Below are 17,337 nucleotides of genomic sequence, written 5' to 3'. Positions count from 1 at the left end.
TGGAGACATTATGAATATTCGTCGTCACATTTTTGCTGTAGCCGCTTCTGCATTAGTTGCCACTAGCGCTTACGCAGCCGATATCAAACTCGGTTTATCTGGCCCATTTACTGGTGGTTCATCTTCGATGGGCGTGAGTATGCGCGACGGAGTGCGTCTTGCTGCTAAAGAGATCAATGCTGCTGGTGGTATTAACGGCAACAAAATCGTATTGATTGAACGCGATGATGAAGCGAAAAACGAGCGTGGCGTACAAATTGCTCAAGAGTTGATTAATAACGAGAAAGTGGTTGCCACTTTGGGTTACATCAATACTGGTGTTGCATTGGCTTCCCAGCGTTTTTATCAAGACGCCAAGATTCCAGTGATGAACAACGTTGCTACTGGCTCTATCTTGACCAAGCAATTCCCGAACGCGCCAGAGAACTATATTTTCCGTAACGCTGCAGCGGACAATATTCAGGCACCAATGATTGCTAAAGAAGCGGTTGAAAAGCGCGGCTTGAAAAAAGTAGCGATCTTGGCTGACTCTACAAACTATGGCCAGTTGGGTCGTGAGGACTTGGAAAAAGCCCTCAAGACATATGGCGTAACACCAGTAGCTGTTGAGAAATTCAACATTGGTGACGTAGATATGACTTCACAATTGCTCAAAGCAAAAAATGCGGGTGCAGAAGTAATCTTAACGTATGCAATTGGACCTGAGTTGGCACAAATTGCAAACGGTATGGCGAAGTTGGGCTGGAAAAAGCCAATGATCGGTGGCTGGACATTGTCAATGGCGAGCTTCATCGATACTGCTGGTAAGAACGGTGACGGTGCAACCATGCCACAAACCTACATTCAGTCTCCATCCACGACTCCAAAGCGTAAGACTTTCCAGGAAGCCTACTTGAAAGAGTTCAAGCCAAAAAATAACAACATTCTTTCTCCAGTGTCTGCTGCACAGGGTTATGACTCTGTTTACCTCTTGGCTGCTGCAATCAAGCAAGCTAACAGCACTGAGGGACCAAAAATCTTGGCAGCATTACAAGATTTGAAGGCTCCAGTAGATGGTGTTGTGATCACTTACAACAAGCCATTCTCCGCAACAGACCATGAAGCAATTAAGGCAAAAGATGTTGTGATGGGTGTAGTTGAGAACGGTCGCGTTGAGTTCTTGAATGCTGAAGACGCAACAGCCAAGAAGAAGTAATCTGATCTTCAGTCGCAGGCAATAAGTACTTGTTGCACTGCAACATTGGATAAAACAAAGCGCCGCCCAAAAGGCGGCGTTTTGCTTACAATGTTGGATTCATTCATAAAACAGAAGTATTTATAAATTTTAGGCAGGCACAATGGACATGCTTGCTCACATCCTCTCAAGCGGTATCGCGGTGGGGATGATCTATGCGGTAATCGCTTTCGGTTTCCAGCTTACTTTTGCCACTTCCGGCACATTGAACTTCGGACAAGGTGAAGTCCTGATGTTGGGCGCGCTTTTTTGCCTAACCTGTGTGGATACTTTCGGACTCAACTACTGGGTCATAATCCCCATCGTGTGTTTGTTCGGCATGTTGCAAGGTAGTTTTGTGGAATTAATTGGTGTGCGTCCCGCTATCAAAATCAAATCCGAGTTCGGATGAATTATGTCCACCATCGCGCTCGGAATCATTTTCAAAAACGTTGCTGAAAATATTTTGGGTCGTGATGCATTGCCATTCCCAGCACCATTGCCAATGGTGCCAATGAATTTCTTTAGCGCCAATATTCTTCCGATGGAAATCTTGGTGGTTGTAGGCGCTCTGGTGATGATGTTATTGGTAGAGTTCTTCAACCGTAAAACGATTTACGGAAAAGCAAGTGGTTGCAACCGCGAACGATCGCGATGCTGCAGGCTTGATGGGGATTAACACTAGCCAAGTAACTACATTTTCTTACGCACTATCTTCATTGACCGCAGCCTTCGCAGGCGTATTGATTGCTGCAGCCCATCATGCAGAAGTGATCGCCCACAAGGCAGGTGAGCCAATCACACCATTGAGCACAATCATGACGGTCGCAAAAACAGCATCTCGAGCAACAAACTGAGAGCCATCATGGCCAGCAACATCATGGAAATAATGAGTGATACTTCGATGATGGTCACGCTAATTGCTAATACGAGCGCACCATATATGGCTTATGCATCTTTATTGGCGGTTTCCACCATCATGAAATGTCCTTTCGCAATGAGGGCACCAATTCTGCGCCAGCAGTTTTAACAGCCCTAGGAACCTTTATTTTGGTGATGCCGATTGTGACCACCAGCACCCCGGGGCCGGACTTTACAAAAAGTCGGCCAGCCTTTGCAGGTATTGCTTCTTTTGTGTTGTACGTCGCGTTCTTATTTTTTCAAACCGTTAGTCACCGTGACTACTATTTACCGAAAGATGAAGATCAAAAGAACGGCAGCAGCATAACCCTCTGGTAGTAATACCAGCATCGCAATGGCAATACCCACAATCGTCTTAGGTGCGCCAGCTGCTTTCACTCCTGCTTCTATAGCAGGGCCGGGTAACTTAGCTAAACCAACAACAATAACGAGAGAAAAAATGAGAAGAATGACGCTGATGACAGTCTTGAGATTGCTGGGCTTTTCAGCATGCGTATTTCTGTCCGAGCAGTCAAAGCCAATCGTTTGCAAAGCAGCCTTAATCTCGCACTCGGTTCAGCATTAGCCAGTATTGGCCTATCCATTCCAACTATTGCTGCGATAGCAATTATTCCCAGCTCCCTCTTAGCCTAGGTATTAGCAGTCTCAATATAACCCTAATGTACCTCACCTTCTTTATTGGAGCGCTTACATTAGCTATTGGCAGAACCACCCTATGCAGGGTGTAGTGCATCTGATTAGCTTCTTTGAGTATTTGTTCTTGAGTTTGGTTCCTGAATCTCAAATTTATTATGCCTAAAGATATAGTTGCTTCGCTTCAGACAAAATCCAATCTTGTACAGGCGAGCGTTTTTCCAGTCATGACGCTATTTAGAATTAAATTTCCGACATTGAATTGATGGATTAAGAATATTTAAATTATATTTACTGTTCTTTATTGTACAATCCTTATACGCGATATAAAAGAATTATTGGATCTTAATATAATTACAGCCCTGCCTGAGTCTGCGATAATCATAGCGGATTTAGACATATGGCAAAAATATACCGAGTGATATTTTAAGAATGATGTGCTCATAACTGTTGTAATGGCGTCTAAATTCATATTCAAAGACTTTAAAATCTTAATTTTATATTCATAAGTACAATTTCGCATTTTCTTATTAGGCGACTCGACATTCGGGATGATAAAGGACTAACTTCAGACCACCTAATCGTGCGCTATACGCAGAGTTAAAAAGGGTACGTTAGTTTCACAACACATAGCACTCTGTCTCATGTCACAACTTTGGATATGCGTCAGCATGGGAAACTTACTCATATTTTAAAAACTACACTCAGATCACCCAAATGTTTAAATTTGGCTACAGCATTTAAACTGTTTGGCAAGCTTCCAGAATATATGCAATGTGATATTTACAGACGGAATTAGGTTATGCCTATTGCCTTGCAATAATCCTTTATCAGTTCTGCAGAGAACACATAGTCTAGAAAAAGTGTGCTTAAAAAATACCTTTGCATAGGGCGCCACAATAATTTTTGAAAAAGTATACAAAGTTTAATACGCATTAAACCCAACCTAAAAGTCTACTTCTACATAATGAAAAACTTCTAAGTTTGATACAGGGTGACGTTACCGCTTTTTAAGCATTCAAACTATTTAGATTAAAAGAATCAAAATGAATTATTTAGATGTCCTATGAAGCTGAATATATTTTTCAATAGGAGCTAAATACAAACTGAGCAATATATTGGCAACCATAGCAAGGCGAGAGAAATTTTTCCTAGTTAATTATTCTTAGAAAATAACAATTCATATTGAATTGTTATTTCATTCCAATCAAAACTTTTGGAGTATTTCTTACCGTTCTCCGACAATGTAGTCACTAAATTTTTATCGTTTAGGAGCTTAATTACCGTATTTCCGAGTGTTATTTCAGATACCTTATCAACTAAAATACCGCCTCTTTCGACCCTCAAGAGACTTGGATCAACCCCGTCCTTGCAATCAAAGCCAATGACTGGCAAACCAAGTCCGAATGCTTCAAGTGTAGTAATGCTTCCGCCCCCCTCTTTGGTTGAGGGATTAACAAATATTAAAGCCTCGGATATTAATTCGTAAAAATCCAAGTCTGATTCTACATCGGAAATGATTTCCACAAGCTCACCAAGTGAATGCATATGGATTAAATTTTCCAAGCGAGTTTTTTCAGGGCCATTCCCAATAATGCGTAAATTTACATTAAATGGACTATGGTTTCGTATGTAATCCACAGCCAAAATTAATAAATCAACATTTTTATGTTTCTGTAATCTACCGAAATAAACTAGCGTGAAAATTTTTGCTTTTGACTCTATTAAATTTAATACCTGATAATTGATTCCGTTCGGAATCATGCTTACTGAACTTTTTGAAATACATTTAGTATGTTCGATATACTCTAATGACTTTTCTGAGATTACTATAAGATTAGCTAACTTACATATCATCCACAACAAAGCTTTTTCCAACAAATAACCTATCCATCCGACCGCAACAGAGTAGCGAAGCCAAGTATGACCCCAAATTTCCCACCAATCAACAAATAGCTTTTTTCTATCAATTTTGCTGAAGAAAAGAAAATAAATAATGTGACTTAATGGCCATTGTCCTAGCCAAACTATATCGTAGTTTTTTAATGAGGTTCTATTCATAAAAATTGAATAAATAAACTCTATTGGCTCTAAAAATCTTCGCTTACCATTTTTTCTGTATAAACCTTTGTAGCCTGGAATTCCAAGATATCTAATCTTGTGCAAACTAGGATTACAATCAGATTCATTCCATGTTTTAAAGCATAGCCAGTCAACATGGTTGCCATTTTTAGCAAGCCTTGAGGCCACCTCCCACATTCTCTTTTGGCCACCCCCTTGAGTAAAGGGGTAGGCAACATCATAAACAACTAGTATTCGCATCTTCAACGCTTTGATTGTTTGCTCACAATTTATCCTTCAACTCAGAAACTACCATCTTAATTCTGTTAGATATTTCGATCACATCGCTCTCTAGTAACGAAACGCTACATGGGATATATAGGCCATATTCTGATATGTATTCCGAGATAGGATGAACCTCATCTTTAAAAAAGCCCATCTTTAAAAAAACTGGCTGCTTGTGCATGGGCCAAAAAAAGGGGCGCGTCCCAACCCCCTTTGCTTGCAACAACTTCGCAAATTCAACCGCAGTACCCAAATAAGATTTATTTAAGAGCAGGGGAAATACCCAAAATATATTCTTACAATACTCGTTTTGATAAACGGGTAACTGAATTCCATCAACTCCCTCCAGCTCTTTTAAATAATATTCGCCAATTCTTCTTTTAATTTTTGCAAATTCATCCATTTTCTCTAACTGCGCCAAACCAACCGCAGCTTGAAGATTTGTCATACGATAATTCCAGCCTAATTCATCATGTATAAATCTTTTTGCATTATCAAAATACAGATTACGTAGTTTTCTTGCGGTATTTGCTAAGGCATCGTCATCGGTCATTAGCATGCCTCCTTCACCGGAAGTAACAAGCTTATTTGCATAAAAACTAGTAATGCTAATATCGCCAAAGCTACCGCATGGTCTAGATTTATAAACTTGACCGTGCATTTCTGCGGCGTCCTCGACCAGTCTTAGCCCATGTTTTTTAGCAAGCGCTAAAACCTCATCAACATTAGCGGTAATGCCGTAGATATGAACCAATAAAATGGCTTTAGTTTTATTGGTTATCATCCTTTCAATTTGCGAAACATCCATGTTATAGGTACTTTGATCGCAATCCACAAGAACCGGCGTAGCACCAGCCCTGACAATTGGTGATGCACAGGATATGATTGTGAAAGCTGGCATTATGACCTCATCGCCAGCGCCTATACCAATCGCTTTTATAGCTATATCTAATGCAGCAGAACCACTCGAAACAGCAATTCCATGCTTTCTATTTACTGCTTTTGAATATTTCTTCTCAAATTGATCTACAAAAGGGCCTTCTGAAGATATCCATCCCTCATCTATACATTGCTGTAAATATTTTTTTTCATTACCAATGAATGATGGCTCTGATACTGGGTAGTATTTCATTTGTTAAATAAATTTTTTATCATGACCGGGGAGGTGGGGCCCCTGCTTTATCTCTATAAGGTCACTATCTTCGAGAAATTTAACACCGTGACCACCCGCAACAAACATACATATATCGCCATCAGATAACTCCTCTGATGATACAAAATCTCCGCCGCAATCAAAAAAACTGACGCATATAGAGCCAGTCTTTACGATCAAAACTTCTGAAGTTTGAGAAATTTGCCTTAATTTCTGAATATGAAAATGCGGCCTAACCTCATAATTTCTCGATCTATGCATATAACCAAGTTGAAATTCTGAGTTTTCATCTGTAATGAATTCGATACCTTCTTTTAACCGAAAACTCGATTGCATCACAATTCCTAAGAGTAAATTATTTTTCTCAATTTTTTTTATCAATTGGCACCCCATCAATTACAGTCAAACTGCATATTTTGAATATAAAAGGCTATTAACACGCCCCCCATTAAATACAACGTGTGACTTTCTAATACATTCAAGTGAATAGCCAGCCTTTTCCATCACCCTGATTGAAGCAATATTCGATTCGTATGCGCCTGCAGTAATTTTTTTTACTCCACTTTGAAAAGCGTAATTGGATAATAAAACTAAAGCGTTAGTAGCCAAGCCTCTTCCTGCAAACTCCTTGTTCCCTAGAACATAACCAATATCTGCAGTAAGATGATATTTGTTGATTGGACCTAATTTAATGTTTCCAACATGCTCGTTTGTAACTGGACAACGAATCGTGTAGTACATATAGCTTGTATTATTAATCCACAAACTAACTTGCTCCAAGACAGATTCAATAGTGTGAAATTCAAACCTTGACTCTAAGAATTGGTTTATTTCCCTGTCATTAAGCCAATTCACGTAAGACTTTGTTACATCCTCTAATGTGAAAGCCGAAAGTTTGCAATATTGATTTGCAAGGCTGCTGATCATATCCATTTGACCATCATTTTAATCATAAAAGTCTTTAAACTCGACACCCTTGGCGCCGAAAATTCTTGTTTGCTTCGCGGTTAAATCAACGTCAAACTTAGCTAGATTTGACACGTAGTCAAGCCCGAAAGAAAGTAATCTTCCTTCATAGCCAAACTTTTTTAAGTTTAAGAGTGCGGAGGAGTTAAAACCCACAACACAATCAATATCGCCCATCAAATCAGCGTAGGCCTCTATTGGAAAACTATTTACACAATCCATTAATTTAAAACCATGGCATTGATAGTAATTAAAATAGTCCTGCTTTGACTCAGTTGGATGCAACTTAACAATTAGATTATGGAAACCGCAATAGTTAAGGTAAGAAACCAATTTTCTTAATAAAACCGCGAATTCAGATGCTGAACTTAAACGGTAATAAGGGCCAGCTAAAAAAAGTGTGCACTTACCATCTATTTTTGTTTTGGATAAATGCGAATAATTTATATCAAGAGCATTTCGAAATTCCTCCAAATCATTTGACTCAATATTAATTTCTTGCACACCCTCGTGTTTCAATAAATCTTTATGGTAAGCGTAAATTTTTCCTAATTTTTTTATCCCAAAAAATGGTTTTGTAGGCAGAAATGAATAACAACCCAACGCTATCTTTAGCGTAAGCGACTTTAATGCCTCTCTAAGAAAACGGATTAAACCAATATTCTTTCGCCAATAAAGGACCATTCCCTCATCAAAAAAATTAATTGATGATAATTTATTAGATTTCAATAACGAAGTGTAGGTAAAATTATTCATCGGCCAAAATAAATCAGAAACCCATAGAACAGGTTTCCCATCCACATAATTTTCTATTTTTTTAAAGTTATTTTTTATTGCTTTTCGATTTCCCCTCGTGGATTCGATCATAATTACATTTTTAAATGACCTGGGAATTAGAGCCGTTTCATTCTCAAAAAAAATAATTGAGCTGTTTTTTAATTGCGGGTCTCTTTTTAGCAATAAGAAAATAGTTATTGACTGGAGCGCGCTTGATACCAAAAAAATATTTTTAAAACTACTATTCAATTAATTTTTCCCTGTTAATAAAAATCGTTTTATCAAAAACTATCAGTATTATTGTATCGAGGATTAATGAAAAATATGTTTTCGAGGCCATAATTAATCCGTTTTCATATAGATCTTGACCAAGCTGTATTTCAAGTTGCAAACGCTTTGTCGGAGATAAATTTATCTTTCCAATTAATTGAGTATAGCCAGTTAGACCAGCATTGTATTTGTGTCTTTGAGTAACTAAATCGCCACCTAGATCATTTGTTAATTTTTTGATATTTTTCTCTGGAAGCGGCCTGTATCCAACAAATGAAATTTCGCCGATCAAAATGTTTAAAAATTGGGGTAGCTCCACTAATTGAAATTTTTCATAAATTCTTCCCAGGGGGGTATAAATATTTGATCGTAATGGTATAGTCTCAAACCCATTTTTTGTATACTTCGCAACCTCATTCTCAATGAGCAACCTTTCATTGATCATTGTCCTAAACTTGTAGACTTTTACTTCTTTCAAATTTTTGACGCATCTTTTGGATATGTAAAAAATTGGCCTGCCATCAATTATCAGTTTTAATACTGACCCTATTATTAATAATAATAAATAAAGTGGGGAAAAAAATATAGCTAAAGATATATCAAATAACCTAATCATATATCTTTCTTCCATTAATTAAAATATTTTTTATACCGCTATCTGGCAATGTATTTATTAATGTTTTTAATAGTGCAGAAATAAAACTTATATCTTTTTTATTGGGGTTGTTAAAAATTTTTTTTATTTTTAATATTTCAGTATACACATTAGTCGCTCCACTTTTTTGTTGTTCAATGTTTAGCATGTAACTCTTCAAATCATGTTCACACAGAACTGGTAATTCAGCATTAAATTCTGAGAATGGATTAATTATTGGCACTTTATTAACGAGATTTCTGATTGAATTTAGTCCATTACCAAAATCTACAACTGGATGCAATATTGGAAGAAGTATTTTCTCGTTTTTCAGCAATGTCATTGCTACACGCTCTTTAATATTTCTATACTGTCTATTTTTAAATGACAGAGACTGATCATACCTATAAGCGGTAAGTGGATAAACCACTTTTGCGCCGTATTTCGTTGCATTGATTAAAAAAGCTGTATGGCTCTCAATTATTTTTTCGACAATATCTGGGGTTAGTTTTTTTTTAACTGGTTCAGCAAAATGAAAAATAATATCGTAATTTACCTTAAATTGAGAGGTCTTCCACCATGTTGAATCGGCTAAGTCGGCTGATTTTCGTAAACTTTCATTTTTTCTGAGAACAAGATCCTTGGTTGACCATAATTCCACAGAATGACTGCAGTATAAATCACGGGCTATGCTTGCCATCTGCCCCGAAGCGCCCGTTATGAGTATCTTTTTTGTATATACCGATGCTTTTTCATTCATCAATTAATCCTTGATAATAAAATAGAGTTTTGGATACCCACAATCGAAAAAATATGCCGGAACAAATATCAAAATCTAAAATCATTATTCATAGAGCCATGTATGACATGCATTGGGCCGAAAATTCTATACTAAGCATAAAAAAATGCCTTAAAGAAGGCTTCTCAGTCGAAATTGATGTTTTCATTCTTAACGGAAGATCCTACTTAGGACATGATATTCATAATCTAATTCAAATTCAGCCTAAAGACATAGACCTTCAAAATGTGTTTGTACATTTAAAAACGCCATCATCACCATATTTCAAAAATGCAGACTCTTTTTTCATTGACAAGGGCCAAATTGCATACACTTATTTTGGAAGGCAATGGGTTAACACCTGCATTAAAGATTACTTCAACTCCAATACAATTGGATGCAGCAATGAACTCACTGGGGGCGAAATTAATGAAGGTCACATTATTGATGCATTAATAAATGGCTCTTGGGTCTGCACCAAAAAACCTCTGCACTTTATTTCTTTGCTATCTCTTACTTAAGCAATCCCAATTGGTTAATTGTAAATCCCACCGAAAAACCCAGGCAACGCGGTGAATCAACATGGAAAGGTGCTCTTTTGTCACGAATAAAACTTACGTGGTCATACTTATCAGAACTTCAAAAATTAGACAACAGCTTAAGCGGTATTAATTTCTCAATAATCAAGTTACAGTATAAAATTGGGGATTATTCTTTCTCGACCAATTCCCATCTTTAAGACACTATTAACAATCTCACCATAATGATTTGCTGATGCAATTAGAATCTTTGCATTTGAGTTAAGTAAAATTTTGGGGTCTAAAATTTTAAATCCATCAAATTCTTCGCCCCATAAATTACTATTTCCATCCACAAAGCCTAATATTTTTATCCTTTTATTGCTCAGCATTTCAGATGAAGATAATAAAAATTTGGCAAATTCTCCGGTTCCCCATACATAAATTGGCAATTCATTTTCAACGCCAGCATAGTTATCAATCAATTCTTTTAAGCTGCCAAGCCCTGATTCTGATTTGCAGGAAATGAAATCCTGCAATATCGCTCGTAATCTTGGCATTATTGATCTGAGTCTAGCGAAAATATGATCATCAAATGTAATCGAAACTATTCCTTTTGATACCAAAAGGAAATAAAGCCAACTTATTCCTTTGACTTTGTTTTCATGTAGACTTTGCAATTTAAAGTCAGTGCTTATTAGAAAATTGCACGCTTGAAGTCTATTTTCTTCTACCTTGCCCACAAAACTTTCAATCTCATGAATTGAGCAATTATCATCAGTAAAAATGTACTTTATCGTACATAAGTCTGGTCTTAATTGACTATACCTAGAAAGATTTGCGAATACCCTATTGATTTTTTTAGCCCCCCTAACTTTAATAAAAGTTTCTTCAGTACCAGCATCAAGACTAGTTGTAATTGATGTCAAACCTGCATCAATTACCCTCTGCATAGATGGCGAGTAGATTAATGCGTTAGTAAATACCCTTTGGGTTTTGGGATTTAATTTATAAGTGACATCCAAGAAGAGGTCTTCAAAATCTTTACGCAATGTTGGCTCCCCACCTCCCCATGCAATATGAAGGTTTTCATCTGGGCGCATCTCATCCAAAATGTTTTTTAAGTTATATTGTGGAGCTTCACCACCATAAAATGTATCAGAACAATACGAGCAGCGCATATTACACAATGAATGATCCTCAATAGAACAAACATTCACCGACTCAAACTCGACCGGAGGCCAATCTGATTTTTTAATGTGGGGGCAGCCAGTGCACTGATTTTCCTCATTACTATTGATTAAGTTTATTAGCTCTCTCTTTGCGTCAAGTATTTCGCTATAAGAAACATTTTTGTTTTTGGCTTTGAGCAATACTGCGTCACCTTTTAATTGATCCTTGTAGAAAAATCTTTGGCAGCAAGCCCTTATTTCAGAGGGAGCAAAGTAAACTGCTTTTTGTAAATATATGCAACTTTTTGTTTTCATAATTCAATCAACTCCTTTAACCGACCAATGGTTATATTTAACCTACTAGTATCAAAATTATTTATGAAAAAATTACTTAATCTGTCTTTTTTGGTATCGACTCTCGTGGCTATATTTCCCATTCTAAAACAACGCTCTAGCTTTTGGTGAAGATATTTTAGAAGACTGATAGATCGATCGATACTTTTTTCATGCTTCAAGATATCTATAACTAATGAGGCAATATAACCAGAAAGACAATAGTCGAAATCAGATTTAAATTCTTTATATGTAGAGTAACCATTACGAATTGCAAAATCTCTAACCAAGATAGAAGCGTCTATCATTCCGTCAATATGCTTTTCAGATATTGAGTTTAGTATTGATTTTGGAGTGCAGTATTTTTTGTAGCAAATTTCTTTTGCCACATGAATACTATCGGAGGACATAATAGCCGAATAATTAAATACTATGTCCTCATAGTAGTTTGAAGAAAACTTTATTCTAAAGTTATCAAGCATTGATTTTTTGTAAATACTAAATATTACAGATCCATCCAGATCCCCTTTGATGCAATTTCTAACCAAATTAAATTTATCACCCCCAACTCTATCATAGTCATATCTGAGTATTGATTTTGTTGGCATAATAGTTGCAACATCAAATGTTATTAAATCAGCATTTTTGATCAAACCATCTAGGAATGCTTTTTTATAGGTGGTAGGGTTTAACTGATCATCCGAATCAATAAACCCTACATACCCGCTTGAAATTTTTTCTAATGCGCTATTTCTTGTTTTTCCTGGGCCTTCATTCTTTGCATTTTTATATATATATATGTTAGAAAATGCTGAATAATTTTTATTAATTATTTCGAATGTATCATCATCTGAATAATCATCAATTACAATTAGCTCTGTACTAAGTTCTGAATCATTCAGCAAATTTAGAACTGAATCCACGGCCCTTGTAATGGATTTTCTTGCATTGTATGTCGGCAATACAATAGTCAACTTCTTAATATCTTTATCACTTTTTGTCATAGCAAAAATAAAAAATTTTGGAACTTTTCTTAAATCTAAATTAATTATGGCTCGGTGCGAAGCCTGGTCTTTTAACACATTTGCAGACTAATTATCGCTACAAAAAACTATTTGAAATCAAAATTTCAAATAGTTTTATTTTTAACCAAGCTGCTTATTTGCGCTGTCTTTAGCCATTTACTTAGCTTGTTCACATCAAATCCCAATTTAAAGGCGTACCTCTTTTTATATCGCTTATAGCGGATTTGCCTAAAATTAGGCGGTATGATTTTGGTTCAATGCCACCTGATGGCCTGATTACTTGAATGTTATCTTTAGTAAATTTTTCACCCGCTTTGATATCGGCCGCTGCGTAAATTGAGCGCCTTCCTTGAAGGGAGGCAATTTCATCTTCGACTGGGCCAAACCTCACTTTTCCAAGAGAAAGTTTCACTCTCGATGCCTCATCATTGAGCATTTTGAATTCGTTTGGCTCAAGGGAAAATGCGCCATCAACTCCACCATCTTTTCTGCTGAGCGTAATATGTTTTTCTATGAATGTTGCGCCATGTGCAATTGCAGCCAACGAGGCACCTACACCCAAAGTATGATCTGAAAGCCCCACCTCGCAACCAAATATTTTTTTCATGTAGGGAACTGTGAGAACGTTTGAATTTCTTGGATCTGCCGGATATTGGCTTGTGCACTTCATGATGCTATAAGCAGCAGAACTTTTTCTTGAAAAGGCATTAATTGCAGTTTCTATTTCACCTAAAGATGCCATTCCAGTCGAAATAATGATGGGCTTACCAGTCTGAGCTACATACTCAATTAACGGTATGTGTACGCATTCTTGAGATGCAATCTTATAGGCTGGACATTCAATTGACTCTAAAAAATCTACCGAGGATTCATCGAATACTGAACTGAAACACTGCACGCCCATCCTGGATGCGTGCAAAAAAATCTCCTTCTGCCACTCCCATGGAGTATATGCTTCTTTGTATAGGTTGTATAAAGTTCTACCAAACCATAAACTTTTTCTATCTTCAATTAAAAACTCCTTACCATCATGATTCATAGTGATGGTATCGGGTGTATATGTCTGCAATTTAATGACTTTAATTCCAGCTTGCGCTGCCGCATCTACTAACTTAAGTGCAATATCTAAACTACCATTATGATTACCTGATACTTCTGCAATAATCAGCGGATCTGTAATGCTTGAAATTGTATGTTTGCCTATTTTCATTTTTTATTTTAGTTCAATCTTGCAATCGAATAGCTGTTCTTAGTTTAGTCTTTTAAAACCATCATGACATACCGGTCCATCCAAACGGCTAACTATTTGTTCAAATTCATGTAGGTGACTTATTTCACGAAATACATCATTGAGAACTTGGCCATATCTTTTGACAATCAGTTCTTCATGTTTAGTGCATACAAAGATCAGAGGTGTAGCTAAGTAACCCTTTTTTAACATCTCTTGAGTCAAAAATGTTTTCAAAGCCAAGTGATTGGGTGAATCAAAACTAAATGATGGTATCGAAGATAATCCTGAAACTTTAATCGGCACTTTATTTTCTATAGAAATTAATTTCCAGAGCTCTTTTATTCTCTCTCCAGTCTCTGAATTTATTTCCCATGATTTAAGTTTCTTCATTACATCTAAAGTTGCAATACCTGCTGCGGGTCCAATTCTCTCGCTCCAAAAAGTACTGCTTATGAAGGTTGATTGCGCTGCCTCCATAATATTTTTTGATCCGATTACCGCTGTAATAGCGTACCCATTACCTAGCGCCTTTCCAAATACTGCCATATCAGGGTTAACGCCATATTTCAAATGCAACCCCCCATATGTTTCTCGGAATCCAGAGGTGCACTCGTCAAAAATCAGCACAATTCCACGCTTCTTGGTTTCATCGCGTATAAATTCTAAAAAACCTGGTGCTGGACGCTCATTGCGACATACCTCCATTTTGACTACCCCGATATCATTTTCGGTAATGACCTTCATAAATTCATCAGTATTGTTATACCTAAATGGGAATACCGTTCCTCCAAGATTGTTTGGAACACCATTCGGTGATAGTCCGGGTAAAAGATGATCGGAAAGTTGATTATTATTACGTATGTTTGCAGATAAATACCAATCATGCCAACCATGATAGCCACATATTGCCACCCCATCACGCCCTGATGCCGCACGCGCAATGCGTATTGCTATTGCATTTGCCTCGCCACCTGTCCTCGCAAGTCGAACCATGTCCGCCCATGGGTGAAGCTCTAATAGTTTTTCAGCAAGGAGAACCTCCTCAAGGCAGTTAAAGGTTGACATATTGCCTTTTTGAACCACCTCCATGACAGCTTTATCAACATCTTTATGCCCATAACCTAGACTGTTGGTTCCAATCCCCATTATCGACATATCAACATAAGAGTTCCCATCTAAATCCCAGACCGTGCAACCACGACTTTTATCAAAGTAGCTGGGCCACCTCTCTGGAAGAAACATTTCCGATCTCTTGGACAGCAACATATTTCCGCCGGGGATCACTTTTTTTGCCCGGCCCCATAGTTCCAAACCTTTTTTACTTTTATTCATCGAGTCTCTTCCACGCAAAAGGATTTAATAAATTCTCATCTTCAGACTTTAGCTGTTCAATTGAAAGCCATTTGTTACCATTAAAACTTTTTAATGAGTACAAAAGCATTTGCAATTGCTCTAAACTGTCCAGACCCACCACAAATGTCTCTATATTGCTATTTGATAACCCGAAATAAAGGGCCGCATCATAAGCGGCACATTTATTTTCATTCAAAAATAAGCTCCAAGCGGCTGCTTTACTACCCCATGCTTTGCATCTCTTCATAGCTTCTTTTGCTTGCAAAAGAAGAAGTCCTTGTAAAAAAATAGACCTAGCTTGAATGCCAATCCCATAAAGATCTAACCTTGAATTAAAAAATTCCAGCCTTCTATCAACTATGCTGTATGGCACCTGTATAGTTTGAAATTTATATTCTCTTAGCGCTGCCTCTAAACTGTCACTAAAGTAAGTCGAAACTCCAATTTTTTTTACAAGTCCTTGAAGCTGTAGATCATACAGCGCTTGATATGCTAAGTAACCCCGATGACCTTCCAAATCTTTTTCATTATGAAATAACACTGTGTCTATACAATTTACTCCAAGCCTTATAATGGAGCTATCAACTTCTCTGGTTATATGGCCACGAATATCATCGACTTCGGGTGGAATTTTTGAGACCTTAGTAGTAATTTCAAAATCTTTAACCCCGTACTTACCTAATTTAGACTCAGCATTTCCATAAGAGGGTGCTGTATCTAATTTTTTAATTCCATTTAATTTTGCTTGTGTCAACATCTCTGCGATGTGGTCTTCGCTAACCTCCCCAACTCTATTTGCGATTCCATAAGCGCTTCCAAATTGAGCAGTTCCAATTGAAATTCTTTTGGTAAATTTATTAATCAATTTAGTTTTTGATTTAACATTGTTTTCAATGAGAAGCAGATATGTTCGAGGTCTTTATCGGCCAACCCCGGATACATTGGCAAACTTAACGCCTCGAGATAATATTTTTCAGCAATTGGAAAGTCCCCAATTTGAAATCCTAAAGCTTTATAGAAGGGATGGAGATGAATTGGAATATAGTGAACATTTGCACTTATCCCCAAACTATTAAGACCTTTAAAAATCAAGACTTTTTGAACTTCCGATATGTCAGGTATTTGAATGACATAAAGATGATACGCAGAGCCTTTATTCCTGCTCAATTCAGGCAACTTTAAGCCTATAGGAGAAAGCATAAATTCATACTTTGACGCAATCATTAGACGTTTATCCACGAATTCATTAATGCGCTCAAGCTGAGAAAGCCCAAGCGCAGCTTGTATATCTGTCATTCGATAGTTAAACCCCAATTCAATTTGCTCATAAAACCAGGGTTTATTTTGAGAATCACTTTTGGTAAGTGCCCTGTTGATACCATGAGATCTTAAAAGCACCGCCCTATCGGCTATCTTCTCATCATTGGTCAATAAGGCGCCGCCCTCACCAGTAGTAATAATCTTAACTGGATGAAAGCTTAGTACCGTGACATCGCTAAATTCGCACGATCCAATTTTATTATTAATATAACTTCCTCCAATCGCATGAGAGGCATCCTCAATTATCTTAAAACCATATTGATCAGAAAGCCTTTTGATTGATCGCATATCACAGGAGGTTCCTGCAAAATGGACTGCGATTACTACTTTGGGGATTTTGCCCAGCTTCAATTTAGCAGCTAGACTTTCAATTGATATATTCATGGTAACTGAATCAATATCAACAAAATCGATCTGCGCACCACAATACAACGCACAGTTAGCAGAGGCTACGAAAGAATTTGGGCTAGTCCACACCAGATCACCAGGGCCAACATCTAAAGCCATGCAAGCAATATGAAGTGCTGATGTTGCGCTGCTCGTAACTACTGCGTGATCAACCTTACAGTATTTCTTAATTGCATTTTCAAAGAGGGGTACTACGGGGCCTTGAGTAAGAAAATCTGATTTTAGGACTCTATTGACAGCTTCAATATCTTCCTCCGAGATACTTTGGCGCGCGTAAGGAATCAAC

The 17,337-nt window shown here is 37.3% G+C and carries 17 protein-coding genes and 2 pseudogenes; 5 read left to right on the top strand and 14 right to left on the bottom strand.

Annotated features, from left to right (window positions below):
* Positions 1-10 precede the first annotated feature (10 nt).
* The gene (locus tag BQ1619_RS01485; RefSeq protein WP_114661858.1) at positions 11-1,195 is read left to right on the top strand and encodes an ABC transporter substrate-binding protein; all 1,185 of its coding nucleotides are present in this window, start codon (positions 11-13) and stop codon (positions 1,193-1,195) included.
* Positions 1,196-1,337: 142 nt separating this feature from the next.
* A pseudogene (locus BQ1619_RS01480) lies at positions 1,338-1,965 on the top strand (branched-chain amino acid ABC transporter permease); the annotation flags it as partial.
* A gap of 41 nt (positions 1,966-2,006) precedes the next feature.
* On the opposite strand, the pseudogene BQ1619_RS10380 reads toward BQ1619_RS01480, so the two are convergent.
* Positions 2,007-2,155, bottom strand: a pseudogene (locus BQ1619_RS10380) (ionic transporter y4hA); the annotation flags it as partial.
* Between the two features lie 42 nt (positions 2,156-2,197).
* Here BQ1619_RS10380 and BQ1619_RS08565 point away from each other — a divergent pair.
* Positions 2,198-2,452: a calcium:cation antiporter gene (locus tag BQ1619_RS08565; RefSeq protein WP_162784570.1), complete on the top strand. Its 255-nt coding sequence runs from the start codon at positions 2,198-2,200 to the stop codon at positions 2,450-2,452.
* Between the two features lie 171 nt (positions 2,453-2,623).
* A complete protein-coding gene (locus BQ1619_RS08560; RefSeq protein ID WP_162784569.1) occupies positions 2,624-2,767 on the top strand; it encodes a hypothetical protein in 144 nt (47 codons plus the stop codon).
* Between the two features lie 1,155 nt (positions 2,768-3,922).
* Here BQ1619_RS08560 and BQ1619_RS01465 read toward each other — a convergent pair.
* Genes BQ1619_RS01465 through BQ1619_RS01435 form a run of 7 tightly spaced genes read right to left on the bottom strand, consistent with a single transcriptional unit; the run spans position 3,923 to position 9,673 of the window.
* Positions 3,923-5,089 (bottom strand): glycosyltransferase family 4 protein, encoded by a 1,167-nt coding sequence (locus BQ1619_RS01465; RefSeq protein ID WP_114661856.1) that lies wholly within the window; start codon positions 5,087-5,089, stop codon positions 3,923-3,925.
* 22 nt (positions 5,090-5,111) lie between these two features.
* Positions 5,112-6,245, bottom strand: a complete 1,134-nt coding sequence (locus tag BQ1619_RS01460) for a DegT/DnrJ/EryC1/StrS family aminotransferase (RefSeq protein ID WP_114661854.1) — start codon at positions 6,243-6,245, stop codon at positions 5,112-5,114.
* A 3-nt stretch (positions 6,246-6,248) separates the two neighbouring features.
* Complete coding sequence (locus BQ1619_RS01455) at positions 6,249-6,647, bottom strand: cupin domain-containing protein (protein WP_162784568.1); 399 nt, start codon at positions 6,645-6,647, stop codon at positions 6,249-6,251.
* A gap of 21 nt (positions 6,648-6,668) precedes the next feature.
* A complete protein-coding gene (locus BQ1619_RS01450; protein WP_114661850.1) occupies positions 6,669-7,199 on the bottom strand; it encodes a GNAT family N-acetyltransferase in 531 nt (176 codons plus the stop codon).
* A 12-nt stretch (positions 7,200-7,211) separates the two neighbouring features.
* Positions 7,212-8,258, bottom strand: coding sequence for a polysialyltransferase family glycosyltransferase (locus tag BQ1619_RS01445; RefSeq protein WP_114661848.1), 1,047 nt, complete (start codon positions 8,256-8,258; stop codon positions 7,212-7,214).
* Positions 8,251-8,895: a sugar transferase gene (locus BQ1619_RS01440; RefSeq protein WP_162784567.1), complete on the bottom strand. Its 645-nt coding sequence runs from the start codon at positions 8,893-8,895 to the stop codon at positions 8,251-8,253. The genes BQ1619_RS01445 and BQ1619_RS01440 overlap by 8 nt, the downstream gene beginning before the upstream one ends.
* A complete protein-coding gene (locus BQ1619_RS01435) occupies positions 8,888-9,673 on the bottom strand; it encodes a hypothetical protein (protein ID WP_114661844.1) in 786 nt (261 codons plus the stop codon). The genes BQ1619_RS01440 and BQ1619_RS01435 overlap by 8 nt, the downstream gene beginning before the upstream one ends.
* 29 nt (positions 9,674-9,702) lie before the next feature.
* On the opposite strand from BQ1619_RS01435, the gene BQ1619_RS01430 reads away from it, so the two are divergent.
* Positions 9,703-10,212 carry a hypothetical protein gene (locus tag BQ1619_RS01430; RefSeq protein ID WP_114661842.1) on the top strand — a complete coding sequence of 170 codons (510 nt, stop codon included), beginning with the start codon at positions 9,703-9,705 and terminating at the stop codon, positions 10,210-10,212.
* A 167-nt stretch (positions 10,213-10,379) separates the two neighbouring features.
* Here the strand turns inward: BQ1619_RS01430 and BQ1619_RS01425 are convergent, their stop codons facing one another.
* The 6 genes from BQ1619_RS01425 to pseC all read right to left on the bottom strand — a co-directional run bounded on the left by BQ1619_RS01425 (position 10,380) and on the right by pseC (position 17,336).
* Complete coding sequence (locus tag BQ1619_RS01425) at positions 10,380-11,696, bottom strand: radical SAM protein (RefSeq protein ID WP_114661840.1); 1,317 nt, start codon at positions 11,694-11,696, stop codon at positions 10,380-10,382.
* Complete coding sequence (locus BQ1619_RS01420; RefSeq protein WP_114661838.1) at positions 11,693-12,796, bottom strand: glycosyltransferase family 2 protein; 1,104 nt, start codon at positions 12,794-12,796, stop codon at positions 11,693-11,695. The genes BQ1619_RS01425 and BQ1619_RS01420 overlap by 4 nt, the downstream gene beginning before the upstream one ends.
* Positions 12,797-12,908: 112 nt before the next feature.
* On the bottom strand, positions 12,909-13,949 hold the full coding sequence (gene pseI / locus BQ1619_RS01415) for a pseudaminic acid synthase (RefSeq protein ID WP_114661836.1): 1,041 nt from the start codon (positions 13,947-13,949) through the stop codon (positions 12,909-12,911).
* A 39-nt stretch (positions 13,950-13,988) separates the two neighbouring features.
* Complete coding sequence (locus BQ1619_RS01410) at positions 13,989-15,302, bottom strand: aminotransferase class III-fold pyridoxal phosphate-dependent enzyme (protein ID WP_114661834.1); 1,314 nt, start codon at positions 15,300-15,302, stop codon at positions 13,989-13,991.
* On the bottom strand, positions 15,295-16,188 hold the full coding sequence (locus BQ1619_RS01405) for an aldo/keto reductase (RefSeq protein ID WP_162784566.1): 894 nt from the start codon (positions 16,186-16,188) through the stop codon (positions 15,295-15,297). The genes BQ1619_RS01410 and BQ1619_RS01405 overlap by 8 nt, the downstream gene beginning before the upstream one ends.
* Positions 16,185-17,336, bottom strand: a complete 1,152-nt coding sequence (pseC, locus tag BQ1619_RS01400; protein ID WP_114661832.1) for a UDP-4-amino-4,6-dideoxy-N-acetyl-beta-L-altrosamine transaminase — start codon at positions 17,334-17,336, stop codon at positions 16,185-16,187. Before pseC ends, BQ1619_RS01405 begins: the two co-directional genes overlap by 4 nt.
* Position 17,337 lies beyond the last annotated feature (1 nt).

The organism is Polynucleobacter necessarius (genome assembly GCF_900095195.1).
Lineage (GTDB): Bacteria > Pseudomonadota > Gammaproteobacteria > Burkholderiales > Burkholderiaceae > Polynucleobacter > Polynucleobacter necessarius_G.
The sequence above is the reverse complement of the archived record's forward strand: the minus strand, read 5'-3'. Positions and strand labels throughout refer to the sequence as shown.

Coding starts and splice junctions, on each gene's coding strand:
- BQ1619_RS01485 (WP_114661858.1), top strand. CDS start 11: ATGAATATTCGTCGTCACATTTTTGCTGTAGCCGCTTCTGCATTAGTT.
- BQ1619_RS08565 (WP_162784570.1), top strand. CDS start 2,198: ATGTCCTTTCGCAATGAGGGCACCAATTCTGCGCCAGCAGTTTTAACA.
- BQ1619_RS08560 (WP_162784569.1), top strand. CDS start 2,624: ATGCGTATTTCTGTCCGAGCAGTCAAAGCCAATCGTTTGCAAAGCAGC.
- BQ1619_RS01465 (WP_114661856.1), bottom strand. CDS start 5,089: ATGCGAATACTAGTTGTTTATGATGTTGCCTACCCCTTTACTCAAGGG.
- BQ1619_RS01460 (WP_114661854.1), bottom strand. CDS start 6,245: ATGAAATACTACCCAGTATCAGAGCCATCATTCATTGGTAATGAAAAA.
- BQ1619_RS01450 (WP_114661850.1), bottom strand. CDS start 7,199: ATGGATATGATCAGCAGCCTTGCAAATCAATATTGCAAACTTTCGGCT.
- BQ1619_RS01440 (WP_162784567.1), bottom strand. CDS start 8,895: ATGATTAGGTTATTTGATATATCTTTAGCTATATTTTTTTCCCCACTT.
- BQ1619_RS01435 (WP_114661844.1), bottom strand. CDS start 9,673: ATGAATGAAAAAGCATCGGTATATACAAAAAAGATACTCATAACGGGC.
- BQ1619_RS01425 (WP_114661840.1), bottom strand. CDS start 11,696: ATGAAAACAAAAAGTTGCATATATTTACAAAAAGCAGTTTACTTTGCT.
- pseI (WP_114661836.1), bottom strand. CDS start 13,949: ATGAAAATAGGCAAACATACAATTTCAAGCATTACAGATCCGCTGATT.
- BQ1619_RS01410 (WP_114661834.1), bottom strand. CDS start 15,302: ATGAATAAAAGTAAAAAAGGTTTGGAACTATGGGGCCGGGCAAAAAAA.